We start from the raw sequence: 19,070 nt of genomic DNA on the forward strand, positions 1-19,070 counted from the left end.
AGATTCAACTCGGCGGTTAAAATCAGGTCTGCACCAACTTTCCTCCGCATCCGCAGACTGAAGAATAAACATGGAACTTTCTCCCCGTCTTCCTCTCAAAAAGCGTAGGGCCCGATCGACAGCGACCAGACCCAATAATATGAGAGCTTTGTTTTTTCTAACAAACGGGATGTGTTTCCGGTAAAGAACGATTACTTACTAGGGTTGACAATTTGTGCAACTTTACTTTTAATCCGCAAGCACAATAAGTCTGACTCGACTGCGGTTTGGCTTGACTGCCCGATCGGCAGTTTTGCCACTATTCCAAGTTGTGTTCGGTTAATTTCGGCTGCGCTGGGGAATGTAGACCGGAGACACCATGCCTATATCCTCGAAATTTGCTTCTAAATATGGCGACCTCCTGTTTCTTTCTGTCCCGGTGTCTATTATTAAGTTAGCACGAGCTTTCGGAGCGGTAAAGCACTATTTGCAAAACTTGATAGGTCTTTACATTACTACGTATAATGATATTAATATCCACATAGATGTAACTTAGGACTCACGCACTCCGAACCAAGAAACCGGGTTTTTTTACCTAGATTGAGGATTTTAAGTAAGTATTTTGGTTGAAAAACCCGGTTTCTGGACACCCGTGCGTAAGTCCTATAAATTCTATTGTTGCTACATCTTCACATACTTAACATTTTTTGTCATGTCTATTTCTCCTAAGTTTCTCAGCGGCAACCAAATCCGCCAAACATTCCTCGACTTTTATGCCCAGCGGGGACATAAAATCTTGCCCAGCGCTTCTTTGGTGCCGGAAGATCCGACAGTGTTGCTGACGATCGCCGGAATGCTGCAATTCAAGCCAATATTTTTGGGACAGCGCGCCGCCACTTCGCCGCGCGCCACAACTTCGCAAAAGTGCATCCGCACCAACGACATCGAAAACGTCGGCCGCACCGCCCGCCACCACACGTTTTTTGAGATGTTGGGTAACTTTAGTTTTGGGGATTATTTCAAGAAACAGGCGATCGCCTGGGCTTGGGAACTTTCCACGGAAGTTTTCGGTTTACCAGCGTCCAATTTAGTTGTGAGTGTTTTCCGAGAAGATGACGAAGCCTTTGCGATTTGGCGCGATGAAATTGGCATTCCGGGCGATCGAATTCAACGCATGGGAGAAGCAGACAATTTCTGGCAATCTGGCCCCACAGGCCCCTGCGGCCCTTGTTCCGAGATTTACTACGATTTTCATCCAGAAAAAGGCGACAATATCGATCTCGAAGATGATAGCAGGTTTATCGAATTTTATAACCTGGTTTTCATGCAGTACAACAAAGATGCAGAGGGCAATTTAACACCGCTGCAAAATCAAAATATTGATACTGGAATGGGACTGGAACGGATGGCGCAAATCCTCCAGAAAGTCCCTAACAATTACGAAACAGATTTGATTTTTCCGATCGTCCAATCGGCGGCAGAAATTGCCGGAATTGATTACCACAATAGCGATGAAAAAGTCAAGGTTTCGCTGAAAGTAATTGGCGACCACATTCGGGCTGTGGTACACATGATTGCGGACGAAATTCGCGCGTCGAATGTGGGTCGGGGTTACATTTTGCGCCGGTTGATTCGCCGGGTGGTGCGCCACGGGCGGCTGATTGGGATTCAGGGTGAATTTACGGTGCGGGTGGCCGAAAGTGCGATCGCCCTTTCGGAAGCTGCGTATCCCAACGTGCGATCGCGCGAAGCTCAAATTAAGGCAGAATTAGCCAGGGAAGAAGCGCAGTTTCTCAAAACTTTGGAACGCGGAGAGAAGCTGCTGGAAGAAATTGTCGATCGCACAAAACAGCAAGCCAACCAACAAATCAGCGGTCAAGATGCCTTCACCCTTTACGATACCTACGGTTTCCCCTTAGAACTGACACAAGAAATTGCTGAAGAACAGGGAATCACGGTTGATTTGGACGGCTTTGAAGTCGCGATGAAAGAACAGCAAACTCGCGCCAAAGAAGCTCATCAAACCATCGATTTGACAGTGCAAGGTTCCTTAGACAAATTGGCTGAAACCATCCACAAAACAGAATTTGTCGGTTATGCTGAATTATCTAGTTTAGCTGAAGTGGAAGTTATCTTAGTTGACGGTCAACCTGTGGAATCTGCAGAGGCGGGAACCGAGGTACAAATTGTGTTGAACCAAACGCCGTTTTATGCTGAATCCGGCGGACAAATTGGGGATAAAGGTTATTTGAAAAGCGGAGAAAATGGTGATGGTTTGTTGGTGAGAGTTGATGACGTGAAGAAAGAATCGGATTTCTTCGTGCATTTCGGCTTGGTGGAACGGGGAACCTTGAAACTAAGCGAAAAAATTACTGCAAAAATTGACAATAGCAGCCGCCGCCGAATTCAGGCCAACCACACAGCAACTCACTTATTACAATCAGCTTTGCGAAAAATTGTAGACGGTTCGATTTCCCAAGCTGGTTCCCTGGTGTCGTCGGAAAGATTGCGGTTTGATTTCAATTCTCCCCGCGCTGTCACCGCAGAAGAGTTGCAAAAAATTGAGGATTTAATTAATAGTTGGATTGCTGAAGCCCACGCTGCGGAAGTTGCAGAAATGCCGATCGCCCAAGCGAGGGAAAAAGGCGCTACTGCGATGTTTGGCGAGAAGTACGGCGACGTGGTGCGGGTAATCGATTTTCCCGGCGTTTCGATGGAATTGTGCGGGGGGACTCACGTCAGCAATACCGCAGAAATCGGGCTGTTTAAGATTGTTTCGGAGGCTGGGGTTGCGGCTGGTACTCGCCGGATTGAGGCGGTTTCGGGCCAAGCTGTTTTGGATTATTTGAATGTGCGAGACAAGGTTGTGCGCGATTTGGGCGATCGATTTAAGGCGAAGCCGGAAGAGTTACCCAACCGGATTACTAATTTGCAAAACGAGTTGAAGGATACTCAGAAACAGTTGGCTGCTGTAAAGTCGGAATTGGCGATCGCAAAATCCGACCAGTTACTAAATGCGGCTGAGGATCTCGGTGAATTCAAAATCATTGTAGCTCAATTGGGTGATGTGGATACAGAAGCGCTGAAAACTGCGGCCGAAAGATTGCAGCAAAAGTTAGGAAATGCTGCGGTAGTTTTGGCCTCAATTCCTGAACCGGATAAGGTAAGTTTGGTTGCAGCTTTTAGTCCAGAAATCAATAAGAAAGGATTGCAAGCTGGCAAGTTTATCGGGGGAATTGCTCAACTTTGCGGCGGAAAAGGCGGCGGGCGGCCTAATTTGGCACAAGCTGGCGGACGTGATGTTAATAAGTTGCCGGAAGCGTTGGAAAGTGCTCGCAATTTGTTGATTGAAGGGTTGGGTTAGTTGACTGTTGGCTGTTGACTGTTGGCTGTTGGCTGTTGACTGTTGGCTGTTAAGAAGAAGGGCGGGCCCGCACCATCAACCGCCCCTACTGACTAATGATATCAAATCCGGTTGCATCGGAATGATTCAGATATATATTCTCGGACTCTGTGTACTCTGTGTTCTCTGCGGTTAAATCACCTGACGATGCAACCAGAAACGATATGACTAATAACTAATAACCAATAACCAATAACCAATAACCAATAACCAATAACCAATAACTATTACTTTTCGCCCAAAATAGCATAAACCACTGTCTCTTCTTGTTTGCCCCGCAATTGAATCGATCCTACTTTTTGGCCTTCGTAGCGATCGCACACGTAAGCAAAAGTCTTCCCCGTCACCAACAAATTAAAAGGACTGTCAGAAACAATTTGCTTATTCATCGCCTCCAATCTAGCGGCAACATTGACAGCATCGCCGATCACAGAATAATTCAAACGCCGGGAACCGCCAACGCTACCAGCAATTAACTGTCCGGTATGCAAGCCTATGCCAAACTTAATTAAAGGTTTGCGTTCAATTCTCAGCTTCTGGTTGATTTCGTTCAGTTTTTCGTGCATGGCGATGCAAGCCGCAACTGCATTCAAAGCATCTTGTTGAATTGCTCGATCTTCTGTTTGGCAAAAAGGCACTCCAAAAACTGCCATAATTGCATCGCCGATGTATTTATCGACAACGCCGCCGTGATCCATAATACAGTCAGTCATCGCTTCTAAATAATTGTTCAGCCAGGTGAGTAAATCCCGCGCGGGCATTTTTTCGGAAATCGAAGTAAAACTGCGAATATCCATAAACAGCACAGTTGCTGTAAGTTCTTGAGGTTCGAGTTCTCCTTGTTCAAATATCTCCGCTTTGCGCTTCCAAATAAGCTGAGCAGTTTCGGGGGCGACGTGCTTTTCAAACAACCTCATTAACTGCTGTTTTTCGTATTGTTCTCGCAGTTGCAAAGCAGTTCCAGATAATATTAAAGTGCCGATGGGTGCGGCAATGGGAATCCACCAAAAATAGTAGCTAAATAATACAGCAGCGGCGGCAATCCAAACGACAGGCAAACCGAGGACGATCGCAATTCTCTCTTTAACACCTCGGTTGCACAGAACCAAAGCCGTCAGCGGCCCAATTCCCAACAATAAAAAAAATTCTAACAGTACCGGTAGCCGCTGCAGCAAGCGTCGATCGAGTAAATTGTCAATCAACGCCGCATATAAATAAACCCCAGCCGTAGTTTTGTTGAGAGGGGTAGATATCTGATCGACACCGGTAGCGACGACACCAACTAAGACTAATTTATTCGCGAAAGCATTTTCAGGAATTCTACCTTTTACAACATCAACAAAAGCGTAGGTTGGTAGATTTTTTGTTTTCCCCGGCCAGTTAATCCAGACTTTTTGGTCTTGCATATTTTCTGGCTGCGGCAGCAATACAGGATTTTGCGGGTTAGCAGCATTATACCTCTGAACCATTGCTAAACCGAAATTAGGAATAGATCCCAGAAACATTGTTGAATCGCGGCTAATGCCGTCGCTGTTGGCCTCGTGCATGATGTGTCCGACACCTGCGGCTGCTGCTTTTAAAGATGCTACTGGTTCTTCTTTGGTGGTTCTCGGGAGTACAACTTTGCCATTGGCGGCGATCGCCTCCGCTAAAATATCATCTTTCGGACTCGGATCGAGAAACAGAATGTCGAAGCCAATTGCTGTGGGGGGAGATTTTTTCAGCGCCTGCAGCAATTCGGCGTAGCGATTGCGCGGCCAAGGAAATTTACCGTATTCCTGCAAGCTTTGGGGTTCGATCGCAACTACGGCAATTCTCGAATCCCACCCTGGATTTGGCAAAATTCCCGATTCTCGAATTTCAAATAGTGTTTTGTATCCTAAATAGTCTAGGGGTTTCCACATTCCCAAGTGCAGCATTAGTACAGAAACTACGCCTGCTAAAGCACCTGTCATCCAGGGAGGATTTGTGATTATATATTGCCGGATGGCGATGGGTTGACGTTTGAAATGCTCAATCAGTTTTTTGAACTTCATGCAATTAATGTCACACTATAATTGATATCAAATCATCTCTTCATCGAAATAGTAAATTCAGGCGTTAACAGTCAACAGTTAACAGTTAACAGTTAACAGTTAACAGTTAACAGTTAACAGTTAACAGTTAACAGTTAACATCATGTATGAGTGCAACCGGAATTGATATGACATTCGAGTCCGAGGTTCGAGAAAATTTATGCTATTGAACTTTTACAATACCGCAAGGACAAAGCGCGGGTGCAAATTTTCTTTATTTTGACTGCACAGATTCACCGCTAAATGCTTCGTCTGTAAACTAAATTATCAAGCCAAGCGTCGCCGATTACTATAATAAAAAAGGTTATTAATGCGGACTGAATTCCGCACTAACAACCAATTTTTGAACTGTAAATTTACCGGACACTATTCTATTTTGCGGACTGAATTCCGCATTACTAACCTTTTTTCGATCGGTCAATTGAGTTGAAACTGGTGTCATATCTCAGATATAGCGATTATCAAGCGTGGTGAGGTATGCCCGGTTTGGCCGGCTTGGCCACGGCGGCCTATACCCTATGCCCTATCCGGGATAGTACCTCATACCAGAGCACAGAAAGGCTATATAACTCCTTACGGCTAGATTGGTTGTTTAGGGAACTACAAGGATGTAATGCCTTTCTCTAACTGAGGGAGCTCGCACTACGATGTTGAGGCGGCGGCTGGGAGGTAAAACGCCTTGGATATTGAACTTGCCGTCTCGATCGATCTTAATCGCTTCGTTGTTGACATAAACTATGTCGATCGGGTTAATTTGACCGCTGAGGCGATAGATATTGCCGCTGAGTCTGAACAAACTGCGGACTTGGAGTTCTGCTAGGCGAGGGCTTGTTGAGGTGGGCGCGGGAGGAGATTGACGGAAAATTGTCGTCGCGCTGCCGCCGTTGACAACGACTTCTGAGTCGGTGCTCCCGGATACTGCGACGGAACCTTCAATAGTTTCGACTGAGGTTTTGCCGTCGCTGACGCTGACGCCAAAGGAAGTGCCGCGGACTCCGGCCACGCCTTCGGGGGTTTCTACCCTGACAGGGGCGGTTCTGGCAGATTTTTTTTGTTCGGCAATTTGAATCGAGTTGCCGAGTCCGCTGAAGGTATTGAGGGCGGCAATTTGGTTCGGCGGGATAATTGTTGAGGTGTTGGTTGCGGGAGTTGTCGCATTTGTTTTGCTGACGGACAACCTGACTCGTCCCCGGCTGACAAAAATGGCTGTCTCTTTTTCGCCCTCTGCACTACCAGACAAATTGGATATTCTGACTGCGGTGTTTTCGGCAACTTCCACGATGCCGCCGTTGTTGTCGATCGCGATCCTGGCTGTGGAATCTGCGCCGGTGATGATTTCGTCTCCGGGAGCTTCGAGTCGATCGCCCGCGACTGCCGGCCGCCCTTTAAAGCTGACTGTACCGCGAATTTCTGTAATTTGGAGCGATCGTCCGGCTGCTGTTCCCTGAGCGTTTATGGTTGCTGCTGGGGATGGATTAGCCGCCGATTCTGCCGGATTTTTTGGATGTGTTGAGTCGCTCGGCTTTGCTGGCGGTCGAGGATCTGAGACAATTTTAGTAAAGTTTGACTGCTGTTTGAGGGATGGAGATAGCGGACTGGCGATCGCCCCGCTCCATGCCGGCAGACAGGCCAGCACAGCCAAGGACAAACTTCTCAACGGAATTTTGCTCGATCGCCAGCACGTAAAAATTTTCTTCATAATTTCAATTTTGTCATTTTGAAGTTCCTACACTTCATTTCCTTTCTTAGACTCCCTAAATCCGGCAATCGTTCCACTTTTTATTCTGTCAAACAGCAGCCAAAATAAGCTTTCTCAGCATCAACTCTTACCATTAAATCTTCTGTTTATTGTGAAGTTTTAGTAAAGTTTTACAACGTGCCAGTTTACTAAACTCCGACCTTGGGGAAATTTCATCTGCCACACTCAAAGTCTTTTATAGCAGGAGTTTTCGCCCATGTCAAGGTTCATGGATGAGTATTTATTATATATAACAAACATAAAATTTATTACTGCTAGTGAGTGCTTTTTGCCTTCGGCCGAAAGGATGAATAATTGGGTAGAAATCTTGTGATTGTGGGAGTTAATAAAAAAATATTTTTACAAACCGATAAAAAATAATGATCTGTAGCACTGCGGCTGGGTCTGGCGAGTGAAGCTTGCTGCTGTGGAACCGTGGGTCGTCGGCGATCGAGCAACTCGGACTAGAATACCGTCTTTTCGGAAAAGTTGGTCGAAATTTCGATCCAAAAATCGTCTGGAGCGATCGGTCTGCTGGTGTTGCTGTTCGATCGAGTCCGCCAAACTGTAAAATGGACGCTTGTATAGAGCTTATATAGAGCAGGAGAACAATTTCAGTGGCAATAGAAGTAGGTCAGAGAGTTAAGGTGCGCCGTCTCAGAGATCGAGTACCTGCAAATATCGTGGGCAAGATCAAGGAGAATCCCGTCGGCACAGTTGACGGATTCAGAATGGTTGACGGCAGTGGAGTAGGCGTGATTGTCAAGTTTAACGGTTTTGCGACTTGGTTTTTTGAAGATGAACTAGAACCGGTTTAGCAAAAGTCAAGCGTGAAGTTCGGCTTCCGCGGCCATGTACGAGATGTCAAGGGTGTAACGGATGCTGAGGTTCGAGGTTCGAGAGAAGAAGGAAAATTTTTTTCACACTCCGCTTTTCCCTCGCTCCCGTTCTCCCCTACTCCCGTTCTCTGACGCAGGAATTGCGGTGAAATGTTAAGTGGCAAGTTTGGGCGCGGACGTAAAAACGTGCTATATTTTTGTCCATAAAAAAACCCGCGCTGGCGGGTTTTAATTTGTTGGGAATTGGCTCTAAGTAAGAGCGGACTGGTAAGGGCTGGGCGGGTTGATAGAATTTGTCGATAATTATCAAATATCAGGCGCGAAGGAGCCCTTACAAAAAATGAAATAATACAAGTCTGGTGCTACCCGACTTGATGTTAAAGCGATCGATAAACGCGATAGTTGATCTGTGGGAAAATGTTGTCAATCTCTTCGACCTTCTCCAACCAACCGGAATCGACTTTGCCTTCTTTGACTTCATCGTACAGCTTGTGAAAGCGCATTAAGTGCGATCGAGTCCGCCGCACCGCATAGGGAACCATCGTCCCAGTCCGCATGATAAACGCCCAGTCAGAAGATTGAGCTAACAGCACTTCCCGCGCGGCCTGGTTCAAAGCCCGATACTGCAATTCGTCCTCCGGTTCCATACTTCCCAACTCAATCATCCGTTCCGCAGCTTTGTGCAAGTGCGGGTAAATCCAAGCATTGGTATCGTTGAGCCAATACTCGTGAAAACCCCGGAAACCCCAGCTAGACTGCGACGGACGGCAAACTTGCTGATTCGGATTTCCCCGCAAATAATCGGCTAAATGCGTCATCTCGTAGGTATTTTGGTCGTACCAACTCTTGCGGAACAAGTAATCTAAGAACCAAGGCCCTTCGTACCACCAGTGACCGAAAAGTTCCGCGTCGTAAGGCGATACAATAATCGGCGGGCGCTGCATGATGCCGTTGAGGTGTTCGACTTGCCGCTCGCGGTTGAAAGCAAAGTTGCTGGCGTGTTCGGCTGTTTTTTCTCGCGCCCAGTACGGATCGTATAACTGTTTGTCGCCTAAACCCAATCCGCGACCGGTGATTTTGTGATACTTAATCCCGGTGTTTTTGCGCTGGCCGTTGGGCATGATGTAGGGTTTGATGTAGTCGTATTCGGCTTCCCAACCCAAATCTTTGTAGAATTCTCGGTATTCGGCTGCGCCGGGATAGCCGACTTCGGAAGACCAAACCTGCTGCGACGATTCGTGATCTCGACCGAAGGCTGCTACTCCGCATTCGGTGAAAATTGGCGCGTAGCTACCGTAGCGGGGACGGGGGCGGGCGTAGAGAATGCCGTGACCGTCTGTGAGAAAGTAGCGGAGACCGGCATCGGCTAACATCCTCTCTAAGCCTTCGTAATAGGCGCATTCGGGCAGCCAAATACCTTTTGGTCGGCGGCCGAAGTTTTGTTCGTAGCTTTCGCAGGCTACTTGTATTTGCGCCCAAACTGCCTCGGGGTACATTTTCATCAGCGGTAAGTAGCCGTGGGTGGCCCCGCAGGTCATGATTTCGAGGTTGTTGCTGTCTTGGAATTTTTTGAAGGCTTTGACTAAATCTCGATCGCACTTTTCCCAATAATTGCGAACTTGAGAGAAGTGGGCGGCGTAATGTTCGCCTAAATATCGGAGATGACCGTTGCCACTATTGTGTTCAATTTCGAGATCCGCTAGTTCTTCGAGTTTCGCTAAGTGGTTGTCGAAGCGGTCTTGCAGCAATGGGTCGCGCAGCATCGCCACCAAGGGCGGTGTCATGCTCATGGTAATTTTAAAGTCTATGCCGTCGCGAAGCAGCCCCTCAAAGACTTGCAGCAGGGGAATGTAGGTTTCGGCGATCGCCTCAAACAGCCATTCTTCTTCTAAAACGTAGTCGCTTTCAGGGTGGCGGACAAAAGGCAGGTGGGCGTGGAGAACGAGGGCGAGGTAGCCAATAGTCATCAAAATTATGGGTTTGAAACCCCGTCCCTTCGGCAAGCTTAGGGCAAGCCTTTTAGGACGGCTTTGCATTTTTTCATTTACTACCGCCTTGGGATTGGGCAATTCGGTGTGATGAAAGTGTTGCACTTTCAACGGGACAGTTACCGCTTCAAATCTTCCAATCCTGTACGCATAGTGTTTGCTCACGATGGAGCCTACGAAAGCGGGGTAATGTTTGTGCAGACCGAGATATATGGGCTCTTTCGGTTACACGCACTGTTTCTGTTACCTAAAAACTGGTCGGGCGGGTAACGACAGGGCAGGGGACTGGCACGCATCCCAGGGTGTCTTGACCCATATATCGGCTCCTATTACTAGGGGTCTGGTCAGAATAGCTTGCTAAATTTCTCTAACAAGCCTCATGCCGTCAGGGCTGGGGTTCCTGACAACGATTTCAATGCCGTAGTTATCAGAGAATTGGGTTTAAAACCCCGTCATAAGCTTGACTGCTTTATATTTACTGGTATTGAACCTGCCACTAAATATGTTAAGGTAGTGAAATGCTAACCATGAATTACCGCTATCGAATCTATCCCAGCATCACTCAAGAGCAGTCGCTCAAAGAGTGGATGGATGTTTGTCGCGTCGCCTATAACTATGGGCTGCGCGAAATTAAGGATTGGTGCAATAGCCGGAAGTGCATGGTTGACAGATGCTCTATCAGTCATGAGTATATCATGGCTGCTGACAGTCCTTTTCCTAGCGAAGTGAATCAGCTTAATGCTTTGCCAAACGCTAAAAAGGTGTTTCCCCGATTGGGCGAAGTACCAAGCCAAGTCTTGCAGCAAGCTATTAAACAACTGCATCGAGCCTGGGATGGGTTTCAAAAAGTTGGGCATGGATTCCCCAGATTCAAAAAATTTGGACAATTCCAGTCTTTGTTGTTCCCCCAATTTAAACAGAATCCAGTGCAGGGGGTACATATTGCCTTGCCAAAGGTGGGCCCCATTCCAATTAAATTGCATCGCCCAATCCCCAGCGGATTTGTGGTCAAGCAGGTTCGGATCATCAACAAGGCTGATATTTGGTACGCTAGTATCAATATCCAATGCGATGTTAGTGTTCCCGACCCTATGCCTCACGGCCACCCAATTGGGGTAGATGTTGGGCTCGAAAAGTTTTTGGCAACTAGCGACGGAGTTCTTGTAAAGTCGCCTAAGTTCTTGAAAGTGATGCAAGGCAAGCTGAAATTGCTGCAACGCAGACTTGATAGAAAAAAGAAGCGTTCTAAGAATTACGAGAAACAACGGATTAAAGTTGCTAGAATTTACCACACAATTGATAATACCCGCAAGGATTTTCACTTCAAGCAATCTCACACCCTTTGCGACGCTGGTGATATGGTCTTCATGGAAGACTTGGATTACCGAATTCTCGCCAAAGGGATGCTTGGCAAACAGATGCTGGCGGAGGGTTTTGGGCAATTCCGAGCTATCACCAAGTACGTGTGTTGGAAGCGTGGTAAGTTCTTTGGGGAAGTTAACGCCAGAGGAACTTCTCAAGAGTGTCCTGAGTGTGGTGCAAGAGTTAAAAAAGACTTGAGTGTTAGAGTACATCATTGTCCTGAATGTGGATTCATTGCCGATAGAGATGTGGCTAGTGGTCAAGCGATCAGAAATAGAGGAATAGAATCAATTAGTACGGCGGGACACGTCGGAATCCAAAACGCCTATGCAGACGGTTTGCCGGGGACTGAGATACCTCAGTCTAGGTCAAAGTCGAAAACCCGTAAGGGAACAACTAGGAAATCTTTGAAGTGATTCAAAGAAGCTCCGTGCCTTGACAGTCGGAGTCATGTCACTAACTGACGCCAGTAGTTAGGGACAGCTTTAAAATATTTTAAGATTTTAAGCTGAAATGGGACGCACAAAATGCCGTGTTTTTTTAATGACCTTTTTCCAAGAAACTCAATGTCAGCAAATCTTGAGTTTCGGCTTGCTGTCGGATCAGAATTGCTGCTGTTTGAGAATCTACTGGCTTGGAAAAAAAGAATCCTTGGGCGAACTCGCATTTTAATCCTTTGAGTATAGATAGTTGCGAGGCTTCTTCGACTCCTTCGGCTACCACATCCATGCCCAAATTGTGCGACAAAGTAACGATCGACCGCACAATCTCTGTCGGGTCAATACTTCCTTTGCTTAGGTCGAACTCGCCTCCCATTCTGCTGACAAAAGATCGGTCTATTTTTAAGGTATTGGTGGGGAAGCGGTGCAGGTAGGACAGGGATGAATAGCCGGTGCCGAAGTCGTCGATGCAAAGGTGTATGTTTCTGGCTCTAAGCTGCACCAGCATTGCTGTTACCGAGTCGGAATTTTCTATGAGTACGCTTTCGGTAATTTCTAGTTTTAAACTGCTACCGTCGAGGTGACTTTCTTCGAGAACTAGATCGATATATTCGATTAAATCTGGCTGAGAAAACTGTTTGACTGAAAGGTTGACGTTGACGCTTAAGGGCGGGTTGTTTGGAAATAGTTGCTGCCACTGGCGGATTTGCTGGCAAGCTGTGCGTAGCACCCAACGGCCGAGGGCTACGATTAATCCGGTTTCTTCGGCGATGGGAATAAATTCCACTGGGGAAATTAAGCCGCGTTCTGGATGCTGCCAGCGCACTAGGGCCTCGAAACCGTTAATTGTGTTATTGGCGATGCTGACGATCGGCTGATAGTGAATGATAAACTGGGGGGCTGCGGATAAGGGAGCTAAGCCCGATCGCGCGCATGGAGTACATTCTTGTTCTATGGCTTGGTCTCTAATTGATTCGATCGCCCGCCGCAAGTCATTTTCTAGCTGCAACAGTCGCAAAGCGTGGGCGTGCATGGAACTGTTAAAAACTTCGTGTCGGGCTCGGCCGAGTTTTTTGGCGCGGTACATGGCGGTGTCGGCGTCGCGCAGCAGGTTTGTCGTTTCCAGGTCTTCATCAGAACTCAAAGCAATGCCGATGCTAGCGGTGATAAATACTTCGTGTCCGTCTAGCAAAATCGGAGAGGTAATTTGCTGTTGCAGGCGGTTGACAATGCTACTGGCTTCATTTACGCCGTCGATATCTTCCAGCAAAAGCACGAATTCGTCTCCCCCGATGCGGGCTACTGTATCTCCGGGCCTGAGACAAGCTTCTAGACGGCGGGCGATCGCCACTAGCAGTAGATCGCCGATGGCGTGGCCGAGGGAATCGTTGACTACTTTAAATCGGTCTAAATCGAGAAACAGCACGGCAAACAAGTAGTCTGTACGCCTTTTTGCCAGCCTCACAGAGTGTTCTAGCCGATCGATAAATAGCGATCGGTTGGGCAATCCGGTGAGGGCGTCATGAAAAGCATCGTGCAGCAGTTGTTCTTCGGCGAGTTTGCGCTGAGTGATGTCGTGACAGTTGATCACGATTCCCTTGACAGCAGGATCGTGCAGCAAGTTGGTGGCTACAGCTTCTATATAACACCAAGAACCGTTGCGGTGGCGGACTCGATACTCAACTGGGGACTGGCTTCTTTTGGGGTTTTGAAGGGCTTTCTGGAGGGTTTGGGCGATCGTGGCGCAGTCGTCTGGGTGAACTGTCCCTAGGGCGCAGCGCCCGATCGCCTTATGGGGCGCGTATCCTAAAATTCGCTTCACCGAAGGGCTGATGTAGCGAAAGATTCCCTCGCCGTCAAGAATAATCGTGATGTCTGTAGCGTTTTCAATCAGCGATCGAAATCGCTGTTCGCTTTGCCGCAGCGCTGATTCGGCAAATTTCCGATCGCTGATATCGAGGGCTACTCCGTCTATAACTACGTCGCCGTTTTTGTTATGAGAAAATCTGGCGCTATCTTGCACCCACTTGGTTTCGCCGGATTTCAAGACAATCCGGTACTGGCGATCGCAGTGCTCTAGATTGTCACACGATGTTGTTACGCTGCTGTCAAACAAGGTTTTGTCGTCTGGATGAATGATTTCGGTCAATAGTTGCGGGCGCGCCATGACTTCTGCACGATCGAAGCCAGTAAGTTCGCGCACCCCTGGACTGATGTAGGGCATCGACATCTTGCCGTCTGGATGCAGCACGGCGCGGTAGACTGAGCCGGGAATGTTGGCTGCCATCGTGGCTAGTTGCTGCTGAATGCCGCGGACTTCTGCTTCGGCGCGCTTGCGTTCTGCTAGTTCGGTTTGGGCCGTTTGGTAGAGTTCGGCTTGATGGATCGCGATCGCGCACTGATCGGCGATGGCTTTGACTAGGGACAGTTCTTCGGCGTTCCAAGAGCGCGGTCGATCGCACTGATAGAGGCCAATTCCTCCCAAAAATGACTGCTGGTAGAGCAGTGGAGCGATCGCGACGGCGCGAAACCCTACAAACTCTGCTGATGCTTGCAGGGACTGGCACAGGGTCGATAACTCGTCCAAGGCCACGGTTTCCCCGGCTGTGAGCCGCCAGCGGTAGTGCTCGGCAAATTCGCAATGTATCCCGACCAACCGTTCTCTGCCGGCTGCTTTGCTGATGTAGCGAACTCTGATGTCACCTTCGGCATCTGGTTGCAATATTGTGCAGGCGCTGATTTCGAGTGCTTCGTGCAGTTGATCTGCGGTGGTTTGCAGCACTTCGTCGAGTACGAGGGTGAAGCGCATGGCTTGAACGATGCGGTTGACGATCGCCTCGCGAGTCGCTTGACGCTGAATTTGGGCGATCGCCTCTTGCTGCTGGCGGCGCATTTTGTATTCTTGGAGCGATCGTTCTAATACTGTTGGCAACCTAAACAGCCGCCCTTTTAATACATAATCGGTCATACCGGCTTTGATGCACTCAACCGCCGCTTCTTCTCCCAAACTTCCCGTTACTAAAATAAATGGTATGTCTTGCCCCAATTCCTGCATCAACTTCAACACTTCTAAACCGTTGAATTCCGGGAGGCGGTAATCTGACAGCACAGCATCGTAATTGCTATTTTGGAGCATTTGTCTGCACTCTGCTGCTGTTTCTGCTGTGTCGCAATTAAAATTAACTCCACCCGCTTCTAAGGCTACTTCTATTAATTCTATATCTTCTGCCATGTCTTCTATTATCAACAATTTTAATGTTGATTCGGCTACCATTTTTAGTAAAGAATCGGTCGAATTTCTATTTAACATACAGTTTTTCGGAATCTTTAAATGGTGTTTTTTTTGCTATCTATCATTTCTAAATTTTACTTTCATTGAGCTTTATAAATTTTTAAGTTATTTTTGGGACGATTTATTATCTATTCTCAAGACCTTGATTTCGCACCTGCCACTGAGGGATTGCCGAACCGACTGTGACTTATTAAACTGCATGATAGTTTTCAATTCAGAATTAAAAACTACTATAGCCTTTCTCAAAAAAGTGAGATATGCCCTATGTCCGGTTTGCCCGGTTTGGCCGGTTTGGCCTATGCCGGATAGTACCTCCTATGAAAGCTCGAAAGGCGATATCCCGATCGCTCAGGAATCTAGATTAGCATTTGAGATTGTCGGCCCTAGTTTAAAGTAAAACGTGGATCCTTGACTGGGTACGCTTTGAACCCAAATCGTGCCACCGTGGCGGTGAATAATCCGCTGGACGATCGCCAAACCTATGCCAGTACCTTCAAATTCTCTCTGGGAGTGCAGCCGCTGAAAGGCTCCAAACAGCCGATCGGCATATTCCATCGAAAAACCTACCCCGTTATCCTTGACAAAAATAGTTCCGTCAGGTAAAGCATCAATCACTATTATAGCCGGAGTGCGTCCGCGACTGAACTTGACAGCGTTGTCGATCAAGTTGCTGAACACCTGTTGCAGCAAGGTGGGATCTCCCATCACCCCCGGCAAATCTCCCACGGTAAATTCAACTTTGCTGTCGGGATTTTCGGCGGGATCTATCGCAGTTCGGGGTTTACTCAATTTAATCGCAGTTTGCACCAACCGGGCAAGATCGATCGGAATTTTGATTAAATCAGTCCGCCCCACCCGCGAAAGAGCCAGCAAACCATCAATCAACAAGCTCATTTTTTGGCTGCTGTCCTCAATTATTTCGATGTAATGAACAATTTTAGGATCGTTCAAAACCTCAGTTGATATTAAGCGCTGTTTCAAAGCATTAACAAAACCTGAAATGTGGCGCAAAGGAGCGCGGAGGTCGTGGGAAACCGAGTAGCCAAAAGATTCTAATTCTTGATTGGCAACCTCTAATTGCTCCGTGCGTTCCGACAAAGCTTGTTTCGTCTGGATCAACTCAGTGACATTGCGAGCCGTGCCAATTAAAGCATAAACTTCGCCGTCGAGATTTCTGAGAGGAATTTTAAAAGTGTCGAAATAAACAGCATCACCAGCCACCAAAAAATTTTCCTGAAAATGAATCGTCTGCCCCGATACAAATACTTGCATATTTTCCAAGTAAAATTGTTCTGCAAGTTGGCTTGGATAGCATTCATAAATAGTTTTGCCCTGCATCTCTTGCCTGCTGTCGAATCCGCAAAATTCGACAAAAGGCCAGTTGACAAAAGAGAAGCGCATATTCTCACGTTCTACCACAAAAATAAGATCGGGTAAAGAATCAAAAAAAGTCTCTAATTCGGCTGTACGCAGGGCTACTTGAGCTTCTAAAGTTTCGTTGAGCTGCTGGAGTTCGGCTTCGGCTCGCTTGCGGTCGCTGATATCTTGACCGATACCGATCGACCTGCCGTCGGAGAGGCGAACATTTGCCCAAGTAGTGTCGATAATTCGCCCGTCTCTAACTTTCGTTTGGAAGTCGCCCCACTTCTGGGTTGCTGCTTGAATGAAGTCAAAAACGTATTTGCGGTATTTCGGCTCAGGATAAAATTCTGCCAACATATCGCGGTTTTTGGTTTCTGCAAAACTCCAGCCGAGCACTTGTTCCCAGTGGCGGTTTACCCAAGTTAATTCGCCCTGGGAATCTAAGAATGCCAGCATGACTGGAACGTTCTCGAAGATTGTTTGCAGCAATTCGTTTTGCTGTTTTAAAGATTCTTCAGCTTGTTTGCGATCGGTAATGTCGAGTACGGAACCGATTACTTGCTTCATTTTTCCCTCGGGAGTTTCTTTGAAGATAGTCGATCGATCGTGAACCCAGCGCCATTCTCCATTTTTGTGTTTTATCCTGTAGTCGATGTCATCGGTTTCGTGGGGGTTGGTGCTGTTTTCCAGCCGCTGCATACCTACAATTAACTTGGGCAGATCGTCGGGGTGAACTAAGCTAGAGATTGCTTCTGTACCCAGGTCTTGCAATTCTTGGGGACTGTAGCCCAGCATCGCTGTGACTGCCGCATTTGCATAGATATTTTGGTGTGCCTCTGTGTCGTAAATGTACAGGAAGTTGGGAATAGTTTTAATGATGCTTTCTAAAAGTTCTTGCTGTTTTTGCAGTTCTAATTCGGCTTGTTTGCGCTCGGTCACGTCCAGCACAAAACTCACTCCTAATTCCTGCGAACCTTCTAACAATGCAGAGCCTAGCAGCACCGGAACGCGGCTACCGTCGGCTCGGATGTATTCTTTTTCAAAAGGGGTATTTGTGTTGTTAGCTAACACTTCTGCAAGTTTTTCTTCATCGAGGCTGCGGCACTCTGGCGGTGTCATTGTTTGCCATCCAATTTTTTTGGAAAATAAATCGTCTCGCGTGTACCCTACCAGGTTTAAAAAAGCCTGATTCGCATCGGTGATCTCGCCGTTAATGTTCCAAAATATTATGCCGATCATGTTAGAATCAACTACGCGCCTAAATCGAGCTTCGCTTTGGCGCAACTGGGCTTCGACTTGTTTGATTTCTGTGATGTCGCGGGCGATCGCCAAAACAGTTTCTACTGAATTGTCCTCAGCAAATTCTGGAATGATTCGACACTGATAGTATGTTGTCCCGTCGGAAGTGGGAAAATTAAATTCGATAGTTTCTTGTTTGCCGACGCGGAAAACTTTGATACAGGCTTCGTCCCACAGGTTGCAAATATCGGGGGAAATTCCTAATTCTTTGTTACTTTTGCCGATAAATTCTGAGGGGGATTTGGCGGTGGCTCGTTCAATTTCTTGGTTGACATAAAGGTGGCGCAGTTGTCGGTCGAACCGCGCTATGATATCGGTAGAATTTTCGGCAAGCGTGCTAAATTCCTGTTCGCGCTGGTGAAGTTCTTCTTGAGTGCGGTGTTGTTCGGTTATGTCTCTAGCAAAAGAGAGACTTGAAACTAATGTTCCCGATTCATCAATGAGTGCAGAATTGTACCATTCGCAGTAAATTACCGAGCCATCTTTGGTATGGTTGCGGTTGCGGCAAACGGTGCGGGGTTCTTTGTTCTGTAACAGTTGATTTGTGACCGCGGACACCAGATCGAAGTCTTCTGGATAAACTATTGACCATTCGTGCCAATATTTGCCGATTACTTCTGCTGCACTCCAGCCAAATATTTGTTCGGCCACTGGCGACCACCGCACTACCCGACCTTCCCTGTCCCACTCTATAACTGCTAATGGCGAGTTTTCTAAGTGAAATTCCCGCCGCGAGTTGGCTTCTTTTATTTTAGTTTGAAGTTGCTGGCGCAGTTGCTTGGCTTTGGCAAATCGCTCGCGGATATTCTGTGCGTTTGCTTGGTCGGCTTTGGCTATCTGAGCAATAGTTTCTGCTGTTTGTTTTTCGAGTTCGTCCCAAGCGATTTTGAGGGCAGATTCTGCCTGTTCTAGCTCACTGATGCTGTTCTGAAACTGTGCGGTACTTTCTACAGGAATTTCAGGCATAGTTTTGATTTTTAGGCAAGTGTTTGTTTGAAAAAGTTAATATAGTTGAAAAATTAAAACCTAAAAATAGACAATTGCTGGTTAAATTATACATTTAAAATCTTTGATTGGTGCGCGGAGTCGGCGATTGGAGGCGGGAGGCTCTATGGCTTTTCTCAAAAAGTTGAGAAGTCAGTGGATTGAGGGATTGAGGGATTGAGGGATTGAGGGATTGAGGGATTGAGGGATTGGGGAATCTATTGATTTTAGATTTTAGATTTTAGATACTTCGGCTTCGCTGGCTCACAAGTTTTAGATTGGGGAATTGGGGAATTGGGGGATTGGGGG

Annotated in this window: 9 protein-coding genes; 3 read left to right on the forward strand and 6 right to left on the reverse strand. The window is 47.2% G+C overall.

Annotated features, from left to right (window positions below):
* Positions 1–691 precede the first annotated feature (691 nt).
* On the forward strand, positions 692–3,343 hold the full coding sequence (gene alaS, locus AACV78_RS24245) for an alanine--tRNA ligase (protein ID WP_194010108.1): 2,652 nt from the start codon (positions 692–694) through the stop codon (positions 3,341–3,343).
* Between the two features lie 266 nt (positions 3,344–3,609).
* Here alaS and AACV78_RS24250 read toward each other — a convergent pair whose 3' ends face one another.
* Positions 3,610–5,418, reverse strand: coding sequence for a CHASE2 domain-containing protein (locus AACV78_RS24250; protein ID WP_194010109.1), 1,809 nt, complete (start codon positions 5,416–5,418; stop codon positions 3,610–3,612).
* A 631-nt stretch (positions 5,419–6,049) separates the two neighbouring features.
* Positions 6,050–7,156 carry a FecR family protein gene (locus AACV78_RS24255; protein WP_194010110.1) on the reverse strand — a complete coding sequence of 369 codons (1,107 nt, stop codon included), beginning with the start codon at positions 7,154–7,156 and terminating at the stop codon, positions 6,050–6,052.
* 656 nt (positions 7,157–7,812) lie between these two features.
* On the opposite strand from AACV78_RS24255, the gene petP reads away from it, so the two are divergent.
* On the forward strand, positions 7,813–8,013 hold the full coding sequence (gene petP, locus AACV78_RS24260) for a cytochrome b6f subunit PetP (RefSeq protein WP_194010111.1): 201 nt from the start codon (positions 7,813–7,815) through the stop codon (positions 8,011–8,013).
* A 136-nt stretch (positions 8,014–8,149) separates the two neighbouring features.
* Here petP and AACV78_RS24265 read toward each other — a convergent pair whose 3' ends face one another.
* Both AACV78_RS24265 and AACV78_RS24270 read right to left on the reverse strand, forming a co-directional pair.
* The gene (locus AACV78_RS24265) at positions 8,150–8,344 is read right to left on the reverse strand and encodes a hypothetical protein (RefSeq protein WP_194010112.1); all 195 of its coding nucleotides are present in this window, start codon (positions 8,342–8,344) and stop codon (positions 8,150–8,152) included.
* A 67-nt stretch (positions 8,345–8,411) separates the two neighbouring features.
* Entirely contained in the window at positions 8,412–10,001 is a 1,590-nt protein-coding gene (locus AACV78_RS24270) for a glycoside hydrolase family 57 protein (RefSeq protein WP_194010116.1), read from the reverse strand.
* 548 nt (positions 10,002–10,549) lie between these two features.
* On the opposite strand from AACV78_RS24270, the gene AACV78_RS24275 reads away from it, so the two are divergent.
* On the forward strand, positions 10,550–11,800 hold the full coding sequence (locus tag AACV78_RS24275; RefSeq protein WP_445329596.1) for an RNA-guided endonuclease InsQ/TnpB family protein: 1,251 nt from the start codon (positions 10,550–10,552) through the stop codon (positions 11,798–11,800).
* A gap of 124 nt (positions 11,801–11,924) precedes the next feature.
* On the opposite strand, the gene AACV78_RS24280 is transcribed toward AACV78_RS24275, so the two are convergent.
* Both AACV78_RS24280 and AACV78_RS24285 read right to left on the reverse strand, forming a co-directional pair.
* Positions 11,925–15,134: an EAL domain-containing protein gene (locus AACV78_RS24280; protein WP_194010114.1), complete on the reverse strand. Its 3,210-nt coding sequence runs from the start codon at positions 15,132–15,134 to the stop codon at positions 11,925–11,927.
* A gap of 330 nt (positions 15,135–15,464) precedes the next feature.
* Positions 15,465–18,743: a PAS domain-containing sensor histidine kinase gene (locus AACV78_RS24285; protein ID WP_194010115.1), complete on the reverse strand. Its 3,279-nt coding sequence runs from the start codon at positions 18,741–18,743 to the stop codon at positions 15,465–15,467.
* Positions 18,744–19,070 lie beyond the last annotated feature (327 nt).

The sequence above is a fragment of the Tychonema sp. LEGE 07196 genome (assembly GCF_963890365.1).
GTDB lineage: Bacteria > Cyanobacteriota > Cyanobacteriia > Cyanobacteriales > Microcoleaceae > Microcoleus.

Coding starts and splice junctions, on each gene's coding strand:
- alaS (WP_194010108.1), top strand. CDS start 692: ATGTCTATTTCTCCTAAGTTTCTCAGCGGCAACCAAATCCGCCAAACA.
- AACV78_RS24250 (WP_194010109.1), bottom strand. CDS start 5,418: ATGAAGTTCAAAAAACTGATTGAGCATTTCAAACGTCAACCCATCGCC.
- AACV78_RS24255 (WP_194010110.1), bottom strand. CDS start 7,156: ATGAAGAAAATTTTTACGTGCTGGCGATCGAGCAAAATTCCGTTGAGA.
- AACV78_RS24270 (WP_194010116.1), bottom strand. CDS start 10,001: ATGACTATTGGCTACCTCGCCCTCGTTCTCCACGCCCACCTGCCTTTT.
- AACV78_RS24275 (WP_445329596.1), top strand. CDS start 10,550: ATGAATTACCGCTATCGAATCTATCCCAGCATCACTCAAGAGCAGTCG.
- AACV78_RS24280 (WP_194010114.1), bottom strand. CDS start 15,134: ATGTTAAATAGAAATTCGACCGATTCTTTACTAAAAATGGTAGCCGAA.
- AACV78_RS24285 (WP_194010115.1), bottom strand. CDS start 18,743: ATGCCTGAAATTCCTGTAGAAAGTACCGCACAGTTTCAGAACAGCATC.